At 63.9% G+C, this 15357-nt stretch carries 14 protein-coding genes; 8 read left to right on the forward strand and 6 right to left on the reverse strand.

Translation table 11 applies throughout. The annotated features are described in order from the left end of the window. Positions 1–34 precede the first annotated feature (34 nt). From QO033_RS11280 to QO033_RS11295, 4 genes are read left to right on the forward strand one after another with little or no spacing between them, the layout of a single operon-like run. Positions 35–991 carry a branched-chain amino acid ABC transporter permease gene (locus QO033_RS11280; protein ID WP_284481077.1) on the forward strand — a complete coding sequence of 319 codons (957 nt, stop codon included), beginning with the start codon at positions 35–37 and terminating at the stop codon, positions 989–991. Then, positions 988–2283: a branched-chain amino acid ABC transporter permease gene (locus QO033_RS11285; protein WP_284481078.1), complete on the forward strand. Its 1296-nt coding sequence runs from the start codon at positions 988–990 to the stop codon at positions 2281–2283. The genes QO033_RS11280 and QO033_RS11285 overlap by 4 nt, the downstream gene beginning before the upstream one ends. Further along, positions 2280–3068, forward strand: a complete 789-nt coding sequence (locus tag QO033_RS11290; RefSeq protein WP_284481079.1) for an ABC transporter ATP-binding protein — start codon at positions 2280–2282, stop codon at positions 3066–3068. Before QO033_RS11285 ends, QO033_RS11290 begins: the two co-directional genes overlap by 4 nt. Before the next feature lie 4 nt (positions 3069–3072). Then, entirely contained in the window at positions 3073–3774 is a 702-nt protein-coding gene (locus QO033_RS11295) for an ABC transporter ATP-binding protein (protein WP_284481080.1), read from the forward strand. Between the two features lie 15 nt (positions 3775–3789). Here QO033_RS11295 and QO033_RS11300 read toward each other — a convergent pair whose 3' ends face one another. After that, positions 3790–4392: a 2-hydroxychromene-2-carboxylate isomerase gene (locus QO033_RS11300; RefSeq protein WP_284481081.1), complete on the reverse strand. Its 603-nt coding sequence runs from the start codon at positions 4390–4392 to the stop codon at positions 3790–3792. 18 nt (positions 4393–4410) lie between these two features. Further along, positions 4411–5019: a glutathione S-transferase family protein gene (locus QO033_RS11305; protein ID WP_284481082.1), complete on the reverse strand. Its 609-nt coding sequence runs from the start codon at positions 5017–5019 to the stop codon at positions 4411–4413. 86 nt (positions 5020–5105) lie between these two features. Between QO033_RS11305 and QO033_RS11310 the strand changes: the two genes are divergently transcribed. The 4 genes from QO033_RS11310 to QO033_RS11325 all read left to right on the forward strand — a co-directional run bounded on the left by QO033_RS11310 (position 5106) and on the right by QO033_RS11325 (position 9707). Then, positions 5106–5582 (forward strand): winged helix-turn-helix transcriptional regulator, encoded by a 477-nt coding sequence (locus QO033_RS11310; RefSeq protein ID WP_284481083.1) that lies wholly within the window; start codon positions 5106–5108, stop codon positions 5580–5582. Continuing rightward, a complete protein-coding gene (locus QO033_RS11315) occupies positions 5579–6340 on the forward strand; it encodes an enoyl-CoA hydratase/isomerase family protein (RefSeq protein ID WP_284481084.1) in 762 nt (253 codons plus the stop codon). Before QO033_RS11310 ends, QO033_RS11315 begins: the two co-directional genes overlap by 4 nt. Before the next feature lie 158 nt (positions 6341–6498). After that, positions 6499–7740 carry a serine hydrolase domain-containing protein gene (locus tag QO033_RS11320; protein WP_284481085.1) on the forward strand — a complete coding sequence of 414 codons (1242 nt, stop codon included), beginning with the start codon at positions 6499–6501 and terminating at the stop codon, positions 7738–7740. Continuing rightward, positions 7737–9707 carry an acetoacetate--CoA ligase gene (locus tag QO033_RS11325; protein ID WP_284481086.1) on the forward strand — a complete coding sequence of 657 codons (1971 nt, stop codon included), beginning with the start codon at positions 7737–7739 and terminating at the stop codon, positions 9705–9707. Before QO033_RS11320 ends, QO033_RS11325 begins: the two co-directional genes overlap by 4 nt. 134 nt (positions 9708–9841) lie before the next feature. Here QO033_RS11325 and QO033_RS11330 read toward each other — a convergent pair whose 3' ends face one another. From QO033_RS11330 to QO033_RS11345, 4 genes are all read right to left on the reverse strand, one after another. Beyond that, complete coding sequence (locus QO033_RS11330; protein WP_284481087.1) at positions 9842–10615, reverse strand: SDR family oxidoreductase; 774 nt, start codon at positions 10613–10615, stop codon at positions 9842–9844. A 10-nt stretch (positions 10616–10625) separates the two neighbouring features. After that, the gene (locus tag QO033_RS11335; RefSeq protein ID WP_284481088.1) at positions 10626–11396 is read right to left on the reverse strand and encodes an SDR family NAD(P)-dependent oxidoreductase; all 771 of its coding nucleotides are present in this window, start codon (positions 11394–11396) and stop codon (positions 10626–10628) included. Beyond that, positions 11393–13141: a class I adenylate-forming enzyme family protein gene (locus QO033_RS11340; RefSeq protein WP_284481089.1), complete on the reverse strand. Its 1749-nt coding sequence runs from the start codon at positions 13139–13141 to the stop codon at positions 11393–11395. Before QO033_RS11340 ends, QO033_RS11335 begins: the two co-directional genes overlap by 4 nt. 412 nt (positions 13142–13553) lie before the next feature. Then, entirely contained in the window at positions 13554–15320 is a 1767-nt protein-coding gene (locus QO033_RS11345) for a SulP family inorganic anion transporter (RefSeq protein WP_284481249.1), read from the reverse strand. Positions 15321–15357 lie beyond the last annotated feature (37 nt).

The raw sequence follows: 15357 nt of genomic DNA on the forward strand, positions 1-15357 counted from the left end.
ACAAATTCAAACCTTTTCAGCAGGGGGAAAGGGTATGGACCTTATTCTCGTCAACTTGATCGACGGGCTGGTAACGGGGTTACTTCTTTTCATGTTGTCGGCGGGGCTGACTCTCATCTTTTCGATGATGGGCGTCCTGAACTTCGCGCACGCCAGTTTCTACATGCTGGGTGCCTATTTCGCTTATCAGATCAGCATGTTTCTGGGCTTCTGGATGGGGCTGCTGATCGCGCCCATCGTCGTCGGCGTGCTGGGCGCGCTGGTCGAACGATACGGGCTGCGACGGGTGCACCAATACGGCCATGTGCCGGAGCTGATCTTCACCTTCGGGCTGGCGCTGCTGATCGAGGAGATCGTGCAGTTCATCTGGGGCAAGGACCAGATGCCCTATTCGATCCCGGAAGTTCTGAATTTCACCGCGCTGTCGATCGCCGGAAACGCGATCCCGGCCTATAAGGTCTTTATGATCTTCACCTCAGTCGCGATCTTCATCGCGCTGCTCTATGTGCTGACCCGCACGCGGGTGGGGATGATCATCCAGGCTGCGCTGAGTTATCCGCGCACGGTCGAGGCCCTGGGCCATAACGTGCCGCTGGTCTTCATGGGCGTCTTCGGCGTCGGGACCGCGCTGGCCGGCGTGGCCGGTGTGATCGCGGGGCCGGTGCTCTCCACTTTCCCGGGGATGGCGCTGGTGCTGGGCTCCATCGTCTTCGTCACCATCGTGATCGGTGGGCTCGGATCGCTCTGGGGCGCGCTGGTGGCCTCGCTGCTGATCGGCTGGATCACCACCTTTGCCAAAGCCTACAACATCCGGATGGAGGATATCCTGACCGGGATCGGTTTCGAGAAACCCGTCGACCTGAGTGAACACATGCTCCGCGATCTCTGGACCATCACCTCGCCGCAGATCGCCGATATCCTGCCCTATCTTCTGATGGTGCTGATCCTGGTGTTCCGTCCCTACGGCCTGTTCGGAAAGCGTGACGCATGACTTCTCAGACACAAAATCTTTCCCGCAGCCGTGGCCGTGCGCCGCTGGTGACGCTGTCCGGCGCGCTGCCCTGGCTGATCTGCACCCTGTTCCTGCTGCTGATGCCGCTGATCTTCACGTCGAACAGCGCGCTGACGATCATGAACCAGATGGCGATCACCATCGTCTTTGCCCTGGCCTACAACATGCTGCTGGGGCAGGGTGGCATGCTGTCATTCGGCCATGCGGTCTATATGGGCATGGGCGGTTTCATGTGCGTTCATCTGATGAATTATGTCGAGGATATGTCGCTGCCGATCCCGCTGCCGGTGCTGCCGATCTTCGGCGGGCTGTTCGGCATGGGGGTGGCGCTGATCGTCGGATCGTTCTCCACCCGCAAGGCCGGCACGGTCTTCGCCATGATCTCTCTCGGCGTGGGTGAACTGATTGCCGCCTGCTCGGTGATCGTCGTCGCCTTCTTCGGCGGTGAAGAGGGGGTGAGCGGCGACCGGACCTATGGTCTGCCGGTGTTCGGGATCGAGTTCCTGCATCAGATCGAGGTCTATTACCTGACCGCCTTCTGGCTGGTGCTGTCGGCGCTGCTGATGTTCCTTTTCTCCCGCACGCCGATCGGCCGGATGGCCAATGCGGTGCGCGACAACCCCGAACGGGCGGAGTTCCTGGGCTATTCGGCGCGCTGGGTGCGGTTCTATTCCTTCGTCGCCTCCGGCTTCTTCGCCGGGATCGCCGGTGGGCTCTTCGCCGTCAACTACGAGATCCTGACCGAGGAGAACCTGAACCTCGCCACCTCCGGCTCGATCCTGCTGGTGACCTTCCTGGGCGGTGTCGGCTTCTTCTTCGGGCCAATCATCGGCGCCATCCTGTTCACCCTGCTGCAGACCGTTCTGAGCCTGCAGACCGAGATCTGGCAGCTGTATCTGGGCGTGCTCTTCGTCGCGACGGTGATGTTCTTCCCGGGCGGCCTGGCCGGCGTCATCATGATGCACGCGCTGCCGATGCGGCTGGGCAAGGCGGGTCTTCTGATCAAACCCTATTTCAAAACGCTGGTGCCGGCAGTGATCTCGATGGCTGGCGTCGCGGCGGTGCTGGAGATCCTCTATCACATCCGCCACGCGGCGCTGGGAGAGAACGAGATGACGCTGTTCTGGGTCAGCTTCGACAGCCATTCGCCGCTGCCGCTGATCTTGGCGGTCGTCGCCATGGTCGCCGGTTTCTGGCTGGCCCGTCGCGGTGCCCCGGAGATGGCAGAGGCCTGGCACAAGGCCAATACACCTGATGGAGGCGCAGTATGAACGCCATGGGACAAAGAAGCAGGGACGGCACCCCGGCGCTGCAGATCGAGGATCTGCGCAAGAGCTTCGGCAAGGCGGAAATCATCCGCGGTGTGAACCTGTCGATCGGCGCTGGCGAACGCCATGCCGTCATCGGGCCGAACGGGGCGGGCAAATCCACCCTGTTCAACCTGATCACCGGGCGGTTTCCGCCAACCTCGGGCAAGGTGCGGCTGCATGGGGCCGATCTGGCCGGGCTGGCCCCGTTCCAGATCAACCGCATGGGGCTGTCGCGATCGTTCCAGATCACCAACATCTTCCCGAACATGACCGTGTTCGAGAATGTGCGCTGTTCGCTGCTCTGGGCCACCGGCTATCGCTATTCCTTCTGGAATATGGTCAACCGCTCGCGGGCGCTGACCGAGGGGGCCGAAGCGATCCTGGAACAGATCAACCTGACCAGCCGCCGCAACCTGCCTGCCGGGGTGCTGTCCTATGCGGAGCAGCGCGCGCTGGAGATCGGCATCACCATCGCCGGCGGCGCCAATGTGATCATGCTGGACGAACCCACCGCCGGGATGAGCCATTCCGAAACCGATTACATCATGGACCTGATCCGCAAGGTCACCGAGAACAAGACGCTGGTGATGGTGGAACACGACATGGGCGTGGTCTTCGGTCTGGCAGACAAGATCTCGGTGCTGGTCTACGGCGAGATCATTGCCACCGGCAGCCCCGAGGCGGTGCGCGCCAATCCCAAGGTGCAGGAAGCCTATCTGGGCGCAGTTCTGGAAGCGGAGCATTAAGAGCATGCTGGAAGTCACGGATCTTCACGCCTATTACGGCAAGTCGCACATCCTGCAGGGCGTCAATCTGAATATCGGCGAGGGCGAGATCGTCGCCCTGCTTGGCCGTAACGGTGTCGGCCGCTCCACCACCTGCAAGGCCATCATGGGAGAGGTCGAGCCGCGCGGCTCGGTCCGCTTCAAGGGCGAGGAAATCGCCGGGCGCAAGGCTTATGAGATTGCAAATCTCGGCATCGGCTACGTTCCCGAGAACCGCGATATCTTCAAGGGGCTGACCACACGGCAGAACCTGATCCTAGGGCTGAAACCCGGGCAGAAGGACGGGCAGGGCCGCTGGAAGATGCAGGACATGTTCGACATGTTCGAAAACCTGGCCAACCGCGCCGATGTGGAAGCGACGGTGATGTCGGGCGGCGAACAGCAGATGCTGACCATGTGCCGCACCCTGATGGGCGATCCCGATTTCATCATGATCGACGAGCCGACCGAAGGGCTGTCGCCGCAGATGACCCAGAAGGTCGCTGAACTGCTGCAGGAGATCGCCAAGCGCGGGATTGCCACGCTGCTGGTCGAACAGAAGCTGGCCATTGCCATGGACATTGCCCACCGCGTCTATGTGATGGGTCACGGCCATGTGGTGTTCGAGGGCACCCCGGACGAGCTGCGTGCCCGCGAGGACGTGCGCAAGGAGTGGCTCGAGGTCTGAGCCACTCCCGATCTTTTACGCCTGTCCGGTGAGTGCATACACCAGATCGGGCAGGCTGTCCTTGCCGAAGAACAGCTCTTCCCCCAGCAGCATGCTGGGGGCGCCGAAGACCCCACGCGCGACCGCCTGATCGGTGGTCTCCGTCAGTTTGGCCTTGATCTCCGGATCCTCCATCGCCGCCAGAATGCGCGCCTTCGGCAGACCGGCCTCGGTCAGGATATCCTCGATCACCTCCGGCCGGTCGATTTGTTGGCCGTGAATCCACATCGCATTGAAGATCGCGTCGATGTAGTCGGCCTCCCAGGGCTGGCCCCGGGCGTAGATCGCCCCGCGCAGCACCGGCAAGGTGTTCAGCGGGAAATGCGGGCTCATGTGATAGCGGATGTCGTGACGGGCGATGAACCGCTCGATCTCCTTGGTCTGATAGGCCAGCTTGGCGGGCACATCGCGAAAGGTGACAAAGGGCGGCGCATTGCCGGTGGCCTTGAAGACGGCGCCCAGAAACACCGGAGTATAGCGCAACTTGACCCCATGCTGGGCGGCGATCCCCGGCAGGACCTGATGCACCAGGTAAGAGTTGTTGCTGACGAAATCATACAGGAATTCAATCTCTTGCATTAAAAATCCCACGCGGCCTCAGAGGCTGCGCGCCTTTTGCAGTGCCGGACGCGCCAGCAGCCGGTCGGCATAGCCCGAAAGGTTCGGCAGGTCGCCGAAGTCGATGCCCAGCATGTCGCGCGACACGGTGACGGAATGGCCGGTCATGATATCGGCGGCGGAGAACTCTCCAGCGATGAAGTCGCGCCCCTCCATATGCGCCTCCACCGCCGTCAGCATCTGATGCAGCAGCTTGGAGGCACGTTTCACGTTCAGCTCGGTCCGCCGCTCCGGCGGCAGCAGGATGGTTTCCACCACCAGCGTGTTGATCGGCGGCATGATCATGCCCTCGCAATAGTGAAACCACTGCAGGTACTGGGCGAATTCTGCCGTCCTGACAGCGGGTTGCAGCCTGCCGTTCCCGTAAAGCGCCAGAACGTACTGGATGATCGCACCGGATTCGAAGATGCGGATATCGCCATCCTCCAGAACCGGGACCCGGCCCATCGGGTGAATTTTCCGGAACTCCGGCGTCCGCATCTCGGGACTGCCCAGTTCCAGTTTTTCCAGGTCGTAGTCCAGCCCCAGCTCCTCCAGCAGCCAGGCGACACGGACCGCGCGGGTATTCTGCGCGTAATAGAGTTTCATGCTGTGTTCCCCTCCACTTAAACGCGGGAATTGACATCTTCCCGCAGCTGTCGGTAGAGTAGCTTCACTTTTTGAAGGGTGTCAATATGGCGCGATCCGATCTGGCCAAGACCTGCTGTCCGGTGTCCCGCGCGATCGAACGGGTCGGCGATCCCTGGGTGCTGGTCATTCTGCGCGAAGCCTTTCTGGGCACCCGCCGGTTCGACGACTTCCAGCGCCACACCGGCGCCTCTCCGCACGTGCTGAGCCTGCGGCTCAAGCAGCTGTGTGGCGACGGGATCCTGCGCAAGCGAGCCTATTCCGAAACCCCTCCGCGGTTCGAATATCTGCTGACCGACAAGGGAATGGATCTCTGGCCGCTGATCATGGCGCTGCAGAGTTGGGGAGAGAAATGGCTGGGCGGGCAGGGGGTTACACTCACACATAAAAGCTGCGGCACCGTGATTACGCCGCAACTCGGCTGTCCGGACTGCGGCGCCCCCTTGACGGCGCGGGACCTGCAGGCAGAAATCAGCCCGGAGTTTTCCGAAGAACGCAAGCACCGCGAAGGGGGCCGCCCATGACCGATCCGACCGACCTGTTCCAGTTGACGCGCCATGAGGGCCATGTCACCGAAATCGCCCTGAACCGCGCCCCGGTGAACGCGCTGAGCCCGGCCTTCCTGATGGGCTTCGCCGCGCTGCTGGACCGGCTGGAGGCCGAGGAGGATACCCACGCGGTGGTCTTGTCGAGCCCGTTCAAGGTGTTCTCCGCCGGTCTGGACCTGAAGGAGGCACAGCAGTTCGATCTGGCGCAGGAGCAGGCCATCGTCGAGGGGCTGAACATGGGCTTCCTGCGGCTGTTCACCTTTGCCAAGCCGGTGGTCGCCGCGATCAACGGGCCTGCCATCGCCGGTGGGCTGTTCTTTGTCCTCGCCTCGGACTTCCGCGTTGCCGGCCCCCGGGCCAGTTTCGGCCTGGCGGAGGTGAGGGTGGGCGCCGATTTCCCGGTTGGCCCGATGGAGATCGCCCGCGCCACGCTGGGCCCCAACGCGCTGCGCCGGATGATGTTGACGGGGCAGCCCATCCCGGTCGATCAAGCCCGCGACGAAGGTCTGGTCGATGTGCTGGAGGACGATCGGGACCGGGTGCTGTCCCGCGCCATCGACGAAGCCGCCCGGCTGGGCCGGCTGCCGTCGATCGCCTATGCGTCGATCAAGAGGCAAATCCGCGAACCCGCTGTTTCCGCAATCGAATCGGCGGTGGCACAGGGGGCCAACGCGCCCGTCGACGGCTGGTTCAACGCCCAGACCCGCGACGCCATGCGGCGGATGATCGGCTGATGTGACGTTCCGTCACGTCGCTTGATCGGAATGGCCCGTCGCGGCTCGACTTCGCTTGGGAATCGCGGTCAGATGCGCCGGCGCGTGGATGAGGACCGCGCGCGTCACGACAGCCTGGCCGGCAGATCCGCTGCCGGCAGCAAGGGGGGAGACAATTGATGCAAGTGGCGAAACCACAGGATCGTGGCCTGGATCCGGCCCGGCTGGCGCGTCTGTCCGACTGGATGGATCGCTATGTCGCGGAGCGGAAATATCCCGGCAGTTCGATCCTGATCGCGCGCGGCGGCGAAGAGGTCTATTTCAACGCGACCGGCCAGCGCAATATCGAGGACGGCCTGCCGTTCACCCGCGATACGCTGGTGCGGATTTATTCGATGACCAAACCGGTCACCTCGGTCGCGCTGATGATGCTGGTGGAAAAGGGCCTGTTCCACCTGGATGCGCCTGTTTCTGAATTCATTCCAGAATTCAATGACATGCAGGCGCTTGTTCCGGGTGCCGTACGGATCGACCAGACCGAAGCCTGCGCGCCTCCGACCCTGCATCAGCTGCTGCTGCACACCAGCGGGCTGAGCTATCCGTTCAACCCGGGCCTTCTGGGCCGGAAGATGGATGAGGAGAAAATCCTCTTCAAACCCAACGACGGGCCGCTCGCCGATATGGCGGCACGGGTGGCGGCGCTGCCGCTGTCCTTCGTCCCCGGCACCAGCTGGGAATATTCCGTCGGCATCGACATCATCGGCCGGGTGGTTGAGGTCGCCTCGGGCAAATCGCTGGCGGCCTTCTTCGCCGAGGAGATCCTTGGCCCCCTCGGCATGAGCGAGACCGGATTTTCGGTACCGGCGGGCGCCGGCGACCGTTTCGCCTCGCTCTACACCCCGCTGGCGGGCGACGCGATGGCGCTGAATTCGGCGGAAACCGGTGGCGACAGCCTGCGGCTGACAGACCGAGCCGGCAGATCGCCTTTTGAGGCCGCGACGATGCATTCGGGCGGCGGCGGGCTGGTCAGCACGATCGACGATTACATGAAATTCGCTGAGATGCTGCGCAAGGGCGGCAGCTGCGAGGGTGGACGCCTGCTTAGCCCGTCGACAATAAACTTCATGATGCGCAACCACTTGCCGGGCGATATTGCCAGCATGGGCCAGCAGAGCTTTGCCGAACAACCGATGGTTGGCACCGGCTTTGGCATCGGCGGATCGGTGGTTCTGGAACCAGGTCGTGTGGGGGTGCCCGGCAATGTCGGGGATTTCTCCTGGGGCGGTATGGCCTCGACCTTCTTCTGGATCGACCGGGTCCTGGACCTGACAGCGGTATTCTTCACCCAGCTGTCGCCCTCCAGCTCGTACCCGAGCCGCGCCGAACTCAAAGCCCTGCTGCATGGAGCCGTCATTGCATGAGCGCCGAACATCCCGTCCTCTGGACCCCGACCCAAGCCCGCGCCGATGCCACCCGCATGGCCGCCTTTATTCGCTTCGTTGAAGACAAACATGGCCTGACCTTCGCCGATTACCCCGCGCTGTGGGAGTGGAGCGTCACCGATCTGGAGAGCTTCTGGTGGGCGATCTGGGAGTTTTTCGACATCCCCGCCAGCGTCAAGCCGGAGAAGATGCTGGCCGAGCGCAAGATGCCCGGCGCCGTCTGGGGCCCCGGCGCACGGCTGAACTTCGCCGAGGCGATGCTGCGCGCCGCCAATGAGAAGCCCGACGCACAGGCCCTCATCGTCAAGTCGGAGACCTTCCCGAGGAGGGAGATGACCTGGGGCGAGCTGTCCGGCCAGGTCGCCAGCGTCGCCGCGCGGTTCCGGGCGCTGGGGGTGGGCAAGGGCGACCGTGTCGTCGCCATCCTGCCCAATACCGAACATGCGCTGATCGCCTGTCTCGCCGCCACCAGCATCGGGGCGATCTGGTCGCTCTGCGCCCCCGACATGGGCCATGTCGCCATCCTCGACCGGTTCCGCCAGATCGAGCCGAAGCTGATCGTGGCGCAGGACGGCTATGTTCACGCCGGCAAGACGATCGACCGGCGCGAGGTGCTGGCCGAAATCTTCGCCGGCCTGCCGACGCTGGAGCATCGGGTGATGCTGCCGGTGGTCGGCGATTTGCCGGAGGGGATGATCGGCTGGGACGACCTGACCGGCGATACCGTCGCGCCCGTCTATGAACAGGTGGAATTCGATCATCCGCTGTGGATCGTCTATTCCTCAGGCACCACCGGAAACCCGAAGCCCATCGTCCACGGTCATGGCGGCATCATCCTGGAAGGCTGCAAACAGGCGCTGCATCAGGATCTGACCGGCAGCGACCGGTTCTGCTGGCTGACCTCCTCGGGTTGGATCATGTGGAACTCGCAACTGAACGCGCTGGGGCAGGGCGCGACGCTGGCCCTGTTCGACGGGGCGCCGAACCAGCCCGACATGCTGGCACTCTGGCAATATGCGGCGGATGAGAAGCTGACCTATCTGGGGGTCGGCGCCGCCTATATCACCGTTTGCATCAAGGCGGGCATCCGCCCGAAAGACAGCCTCGATCTCTCGGCGCTGCGTTCCCTCGGCACCACCGGATCGCCGCTGACGGCGGATGGCTACGACTGGATTTATGACGCGGTCGATGCCGATATCTGGCTGGCGCCGATCTCCGGCGGGACCGATCTGGCCGGCGCCTTCGTCTGCGGCAACCCGATGCTGCCGGTGCGCGGCGGCGAGATGCAGTGCCGCGCCCTTGGCAATGCGGTGCGCGCCTATGACGATCAGGGCAATGAGCTGATCGGCGAGGTGGGCGAACTGGTCTGCACCGAACCCTTGCCCTCGATGCCGCTCTATTTCTGGGGCGACGACGATGGGTCGCGACTGCACGACAGCTATTTCGACACCTACCCGGGCATCTGGCGGCACGGCGACTGGATCGAGATCACGGCCGACGGCGGCGCGGTGATCTATGGCCGGTCGGACGCCACCATCAACCGCAAGGGGCTGCGGCTCGGCTCTTCCGAGATCTACCGCGCGGTCGAGGGGCTGGAAGAGGTGATGGATTCCATGGTCGTCGATCTGGAATTCCTCGGCCGCGACAGTTTCATGCCGCTCTTCGTGGTGCTGGCGCCGGGGATGACGCTGGATGAGGCGATGACCGACAAGATCAACGGCGCCATCCGCAGCGCGATTTCGGCGCGGTTCATCCCGAATGAGATCATCCAGGTGGCCGAGATCCCGCGCACGCTGTCGGGCAAGAAGCTGGAGGTGCCGGTGAAGAAACTGCTGCTGGGGGCGAAAGCGGCTTCCGTGGTGAACCGGGATTCCATGGCCAACCCAGACAGTTTCGACGCCTTCATCGCCTATGCGGCGAAGCGGAACGCCGAAACCCAAGGCTGAACTGCGCCCCATAAATATCTGAAAGAAAAGGGCCCGGGACATCCCCGGGCCTTTTTTCGTGAACTGGTGCCTTGCCAACAAAAACGGGCCGGGGATCTGCCCCGGCCCTTTCTGGTCTGCGGCGTGTGGCCGGCTCAGGCCGGCTTGCCGCTGAACCGGCGGTTCAGCTTGCGCATGCCCCCGATCCAGCGGTCGTAATCCGCCGTCTTGAGCCGCATGTACTCCAGCACCTCCGGATGCGGCAGCACCAGGAAGGTTTCCGCCGCGATGGTCTGCAGGCAGGCCTCCGCCACCACTTCGGGCTCCAGCATGCCGTCCATGGCAGCAACGCCTTCCTCATGGCCGCGGGTCATCTCCGACCGTACCGCCTGCGGGCAGAGCACCGACACCTTGATCCCCTGATCGCCATAGGTCAGGGCCAGCCATTCGGCCAGGCCCACGGCGGCGTGCTTGGTGACCCCATAGGGCGCCGAGCCCACCTGGTTCAGCAGCCCGGCGGCCGAGGCGGTGTTCAGCAGATAGCCGCCGCCGCGCGCGGTCATCCGCGGCACAAGATGACGCGCCGCCCAGACATGGGCCATCACGTTGATCTCCCAGATCCGCTGCCATTCCGCATCGGGCACCTCGACGCCGCCGATGCTGAGGATACCGGCGTTGGAACAGAACAGGTCGATGGGCCCGATCTCCGCCTCGACCTTGTCGATCAGGCCGGCGATCTCCGCCTCGACGCCGACGTTGCAGCCCATGGCGACGCCGCCGATCTCTGCGGCCACCGTCTCAGCCCCGGCGAGGTTCAGGTCGGCGCAGACCACGCATTTGGCGCCGGCCTCGGCAAAACGCCGCGCCAGGGCGGTTCCGATGCCGCTGGCCGCGCCGGTGACGACGACGATCTTGTCTTTGATCTCCATGATCCGCTCCTTACGTCCACATGTTCGAACCGCCGCAGACGGTCAGCGCCTGCCCGGTCATGTAGCGGCTGGCGTCCGAGGCCAGAAACACCGCCAACCCCTTGAAATCCTCGGGTTCTCCCAACCGCCGCAGCGGGATTTCAGCGGTGATCTTCGCCGCCACCTCCGGCTTGTCCCACAGCTCCCGGGCGAAGTCGGTGCGGATCAGCCCCGGGCAGATCGCATTGACACGGATACCCTTCGGCCCGAATTCGGCCGCCAGATTGCGCACCAGCCCGATCAGCGCCAGTTTCGACATGCCGTAGGTGCCCAGCTTCAGCGACGGCTTGAAGGCGCCAACGGAGGAGGTGAACATCATCGATCCCTTGCCGCTGGCGATCATGTCGGGCGCCACCAGCTGTGCCAGCCAGAGGTTCGACTGCACATTCGCGCTCATGGTCTTTTCATAAGCCTCGTCAGGGATTTCCGAGGTCGGCCCGTAATAAGGGTTGACCCCGGCATTGCCCACCACGATGTCGATCGGGCCGGCCTTGGCACGCGCAGTCTGAACCAGTTCGGCCAGCTGATCCTTGTAACCGACGTTGCAGGCCACCGGGATCGCACGCTCTGCGCCAACGGCCGCATTAATGCTCTCGGCCGCGGCTGTCAGCTGATCCATCTTGCGAGCAGAGATCACCACCGTGGCGCCCTGTTCGGCCAGCGCCGTCGCCATCTGCAGCCCCATGCCTTTCGAGGCGCCGGTCAGCAGGGCCACCTTGCCGGAAAGATCGAATAAACTCATGCCAGTGTTCCTTGTTCTTCAGATTTCGCTGCGGGCTCCAGTTCGGCCAGACAGGCGGCGCGCAGAACGCGGCGGTCGATCTTGTCGGTGGCGCCACGGGGCAGGGGATCCGCCTGCATCCAGATCCGTTCGGGGATCTTGAAATGCGCAATGTGTTCGGCCAGAAACGCCTTGATTTCAGTCTCTTCCGCGCGATGATGCGGCCGCAGCTGGACACAGGCGCCCACCACCTCGCCCAGTCGCTCATGCGGCAGGGCAAAGGCGCAGGCCTCCGCCACCGCCGGATGACGGTGCAGCGCGCCCTCGACATCGAGACAGGCGATATTCTCGCCCCCCCGGATGATGATGTTCTTCTTGCGGTCGACGATGGTGATGAAGCCGTCCGCATCGATCTGGCCCAGATCGCCGGTGCGCAGCCAACCGTCCTGGAACACGGCCGCCGTCTCCTCGGGTTTATTCAGGTAACAGCGCATGTTACAGGGGCTTTTGACAGTGATCTCACCGACCTCGCCAAAGGGTACATCCGCACCCTCATCATCCAGAAACCGGATCTCCTGCACCGGCGGATAGAGCCGCCCGGCGGCTCCCGGACGGGCCAGGTAATCCTCGCCCTGCATGCCGATGCCCATGGCGTTGGTTTCCGTCATGCCCCAGCCGGTGGCGACATCCGCCTTCGGGAAAGAGGCATGCAGCTCACCGACCTGCGCCGCCGGCCGCTTGGCACCGCCAGCCCCGACGAAATCCAGCGTCTCAAGACCTTCACCCATGCGGTGCGCGGCCTGCAAAAGATCGGCGCTTTGCGTCGGAACTCCAAGAAAACGCGTGATTTTCTCCTCCCGAATCAGGGTGACGGCGGTTTCCGCATCCCAGCGGTCCATCAACACCAGCTTGGCACCGGCCGGCAGGCTCAGCAGGAATACCGGATGGGTCGCGGTGACATGAAACAGCGGCGTCGCCACCAGGCCGATGGGCCGCGGGGCAGGGTCGGGCGCCACCCGCTCCGGAAACCGCTTCGGCACGATGAAGGCATGCATCAGCCAGCTGTAGACCGCGTTGACGGCGCCGCGATGGGTCTGCACCACGCCCTTGGGCGCACTGGTGGTGCCAGAGGAATACATGATCGCAAAATCATCGTCCGGGTGGATCTCCTCCTCCGGCCACTCGGCCCGGGGATGCTCCGCCATCAGCGCGGAAAAGGCATGATCGCCAAGGGCTTCGGCATCGCGGACACCGACCAGCGTCAACCGTCTTCCGGGCGCCAGCGGCCGCAGCCGGTCCAGCCGCTTGCCATCGGCGAAGATCAACCGCACATCGGCGTCCCCAATGGCGTAGTCGAGCTCCTCGGTCGTCCACCAGGCATTCAGGAACACCGCCACGGCGCCCAGCGAAGCCGCCGCGGTAAAGACCAGCAACAGCTCCGGCGCGTTGCGCATGGCGATGCCGACACGGTCACCTTTGCCGATCCCGAAGCGGGACGACAGAACCTTTGCCACCCGTTTGATATCATTGCAGAACTCATCGTAGGTCCAGCGTTCTTCACCGAACACGAGATATTCGTCAGCGCCGTTGCCCTGGGCCTCGCGGGCGTGCTGCAGCAGCTCGCGCAGCGTTTGCGGCGTATTGCGGAACGCCTTGTAGGTGACCCCGCGGATATCGACCGGTGCGGTCTCGAATATCGGGTTTTCCGCCGTGACCGCCGCCACGGCATCCTCGAACGACAGCGGCTCGATCTTCGTTGCTGTCATAGGGTCGGCTCCCGCAGCAGCGGGATGCGCGATGCTTTGTGCATGGTTGTCCTCCCAAACAAACCAGGCCGTCGCCGCAGAACGGCGCGACTCTTGCTCCTCCGTCAGGCAGGTTAGACGGGATGATCGCGCCTGCCAATACCGCAGATCGGAATTGGATTTCGCAACTTGTCGTTATCCGGGGCCACGCCCCGGGATCCACAGCTCAGACGCCCAAGGTCTTTTTCTGGCTGCAAATATCCCCGCCGGAGGCAGGCCGCAAAGCGGCCTTGTCATCGGCCCGGGCCCGATCCCGCACATGAAAATGATACATAATACTGATTACACGATTAACGTGCATCGCAAAAAAGGGGCGCCCACATGCCTGTGGAACGCCCCTGATCCTTTCGGAAAATCTCGGCAAACCCTGCGCTTATGCAGCAGAGGCGCTCGCCTCTCCTTCACGGACCTCTTTGACCAGAGCGATGAAGGCGTCGTATTGCGACAGGAACACCTGACCGGTCAGTTCGTCGAGGAAATGGCTGGTCTTCAGCCGGTCCATCACCGGGCCCTTCACCTCCGACAGATGCAGCGTCATGCCCAGATCGGCCAGCCGGTGATTGATCGCCTCGAGCGATTCCAGCGCGCTCAGGTCGACCTCATTCACCGCCGAGCACATCAGGATCACATGCTTGATCTCATCCTTGTTGCGATACACCCGACCCAGGATCAGATCCTCCATCCGCCGGGCATTGGCGAAATATAGGCTTTCGTCGATGCGCAGCGTGACGATATGCGGATCGGTGACCACCTGATGGCGTTTGATGTTGCGGAAGTGCTGGCTGCCCGGAACCTGCCCGACCTCGGCCACATGCGGCCGCGAGGTCTTCCAGACGAAGAGCGCCAGCGACACCAGCACGCCGGCGGCCACGCCGACCTCGACCCCGACGCCCAGCGTCAGCAGGATGGTGGTGAGCACAGCGGCGAAATCCGCCTTGGAATAGCCCCAGGCGCGGGTCAGGATCGACAGGTCGACCAGAGACAGCACCGCGACGATGATGGTGGCCGCCAGCGTCGCCTTCGGCAGGAAATACAGCAGCGGCGTCAGCAGCAGCGCCGCCAGCAGCAGGCCCACGGCGGTAAAGGCGCCCGCCGCCGGGGTTTCGGCACCGGCATCGAAGTTCACCACCGACCGGGCGAACCCGCCGGTCACCGGATAGCCGCCCGACAGCCCCGAGGAGATGTTCGAAGCCCCCAGAGCGATCAGTTCCTGGTTCGGCTCGATCCGCTGCTTGCGCTTCGCCGCCAGCGTCTGCGCCACCGAGACGCTTTCGACATAGCCGATGATCGAGATCAGCACCGCCGGCACCACCAGAGAGCTGATCAGCCCCCAGTCGATGCTGGGCAGGCCCAGCGGCGGCAGGCCGGTCGGAACCGCCCCCACCACCGCGACACCGGCACCGGGCAGGTCCAGCGCCCAGGCCGCCACGGTGGTGCCGATGACGGCGAAGACCGGACCGACCCGGGCGGTGGTCGAGGCCGCCTTGGCGCTCATGCCGAACTGGTTCTTCAGAACCTTCGCCAGCCCCTTGCGCACCCAGAACAGGAAGGCCAGCGCGATCACCCCGATGATCAGCGTCGGGATATTGACGTTGGGCAGCTGTTCGACGATCGCGATCAGCAGCTCCGGCAGCGTATGGCCACCCGCCTTGATGCCAAGGATATGCTTGGCCTGGCTCGCCGCGATCAGGATGCCCGAGGCGGTGATGAACCCGGCGATCACCGGGTGCGACAGGAAGTTGGCCACCACCCCCAGCCGCAACAGCCCCATGCCCAGCAGCACCAGACCCGACAACAGCGCCAGCACCGCGGCGGCGGCGGTGTAATCCACCAGATTGTCCAGCCCCAGCGGCGCCAGCGCCGACGCCGTCATCAGCGAGACCACGGCCACCGGCCCGACGGCCAGCGCCCGGCTGGTGCCGAAGAGCGCATAGAACACCAGCGGCAGGATCGAGGCATAGAGCCCGACCTGTGCCGGCAGCCCCGCCAGCAGTGCATAGGCCAGCGACTGCGGGATCAGCATGATGGTGACGATGATGGCGGCGATCAGATCGCCCGACAGCTCGGCCCGGCCATAGCTGCGGCCCCAGTCCAGAATCGGGAGATAGGATTTCAGCCGCGCCGGGCTGAGGGAAAACATGCTCAAGGGTGGTCCTTTCCTGCTGCGCGCGCCGGAA

The organism is Pseudodonghicola flavimaris, from assembly GCF_030164425.1.
GTDB classification, from domain to species: Bacteria; Pseudomonadota; Alphaproteobacteria; order Rhodobacterales; family Rhodobacteraceae; genus Pseudodonghicola; species Pseudodonghicola flavimaris.

What these genes read in the sequence shown, in the direction of transcription:
- QO033_RS11280 (WP_284481077.1), top strand. Translation starts at nt 35, where the DNA reads ATGGACCTTATTCTCGTCAACTTGATCGACGGGCTGGTAACGGGGTTA.
- QO033_RS11285 (WP_284481078.1), top strand. Translation starts at nt 988, where the DNA reads ATGACTTCTCAGACACAAAATCTTTCCCGCAGCCGTGGCCGTGCGCCG.
- QO033_RS11290 (WP_284481079.1), top strand. Translation starts at nt 2,280, where the DNA reads ATGAACGCCATGGGACAAAGAAGCAGGGACGGCACCCCGGCGCTGCAG.
- QO033_RS11295 (WP_284481080.1), top strand. Translation starts at nt 3,073, where the DNA reads ATGCTGGAAGTCACGGATCTTCACGCCTATTACGGCAAGTCGCACATC.
- QO033_RS11300 (WP_284481081.1), bottom strand. Translation starts at nt 4,392, where the DNA reads ATGCAAGAGATTGAATTCCTGTATGATTTCGTCAGCAACAACTCTTAC.
- QO033_RS11305 (WP_284481082.1), bottom strand. Translation starts at nt 5,019, where the DNA reads ATGAAACTCTATTACGCGCAGAATACCCGCGCGGTCCGTGTCGCCTGG.
- QO033_RS11310 (WP_284481083.1), top strand. Translation starts at nt 5,106, where the DNA reads ATGGCGCGATCCGATCTGGCCAAGACCTGCTGTCCGGTGTCCCGCGCG.
- QO033_RS11315 (WP_284481084.1), top strand. Translation starts at nt 5,579, where the DNA reads ATGACCGATCCGACCGACCTGTTCCAGTTGACGCGCCATGAGGGCCAT.
- QO033_RS11320 (WP_284481085.1), top strand. Translation starts at nt 6,499, where the DNA reads ATGCAAGTGGCGAAACCACAGGATCGTGGCCTGGATCCGGCCCGGCTG.
- QO033_RS11325 (WP_284481086.1), top strand. Translation starts at nt 7,737, where the DNA reads ATGAGCGCCGAACATCCCGTCCTCTGGACCCCGACCCAAGCCCGCGCC.
- QO033_RS11330 (WP_284481087.1), bottom strand. Translation starts at nt 10,615, where the DNA reads ATGGAGATCAAAGACAAGATCGTCGTCGTCACCGGCGCGGCCAGCGGC.
- QO033_RS11335 (WP_284481088.1), bottom strand. Translation starts at nt 11,396, where the DNA reads ATGAGTTTATTCGATCTTTCCGGCAAGGTGGCCCTGCTGACCGGCGCC.
- QO033_RS11340 (WP_284481089.1), bottom strand. Translation starts at nt 13,141, where the DNA reads ATGACAGCAACGAAGATCGAGCCGCTGTCGTTCGAGGATGCCGTGGCG.
- QO033_RS11345 (WP_284481249.1), bottom strand. Translation starts at nt 15,320, where the DNA reads ATGTTTTCCCTCAGCCCGGCGCGGCTGAAATCCTATCTCCCGATTCTG.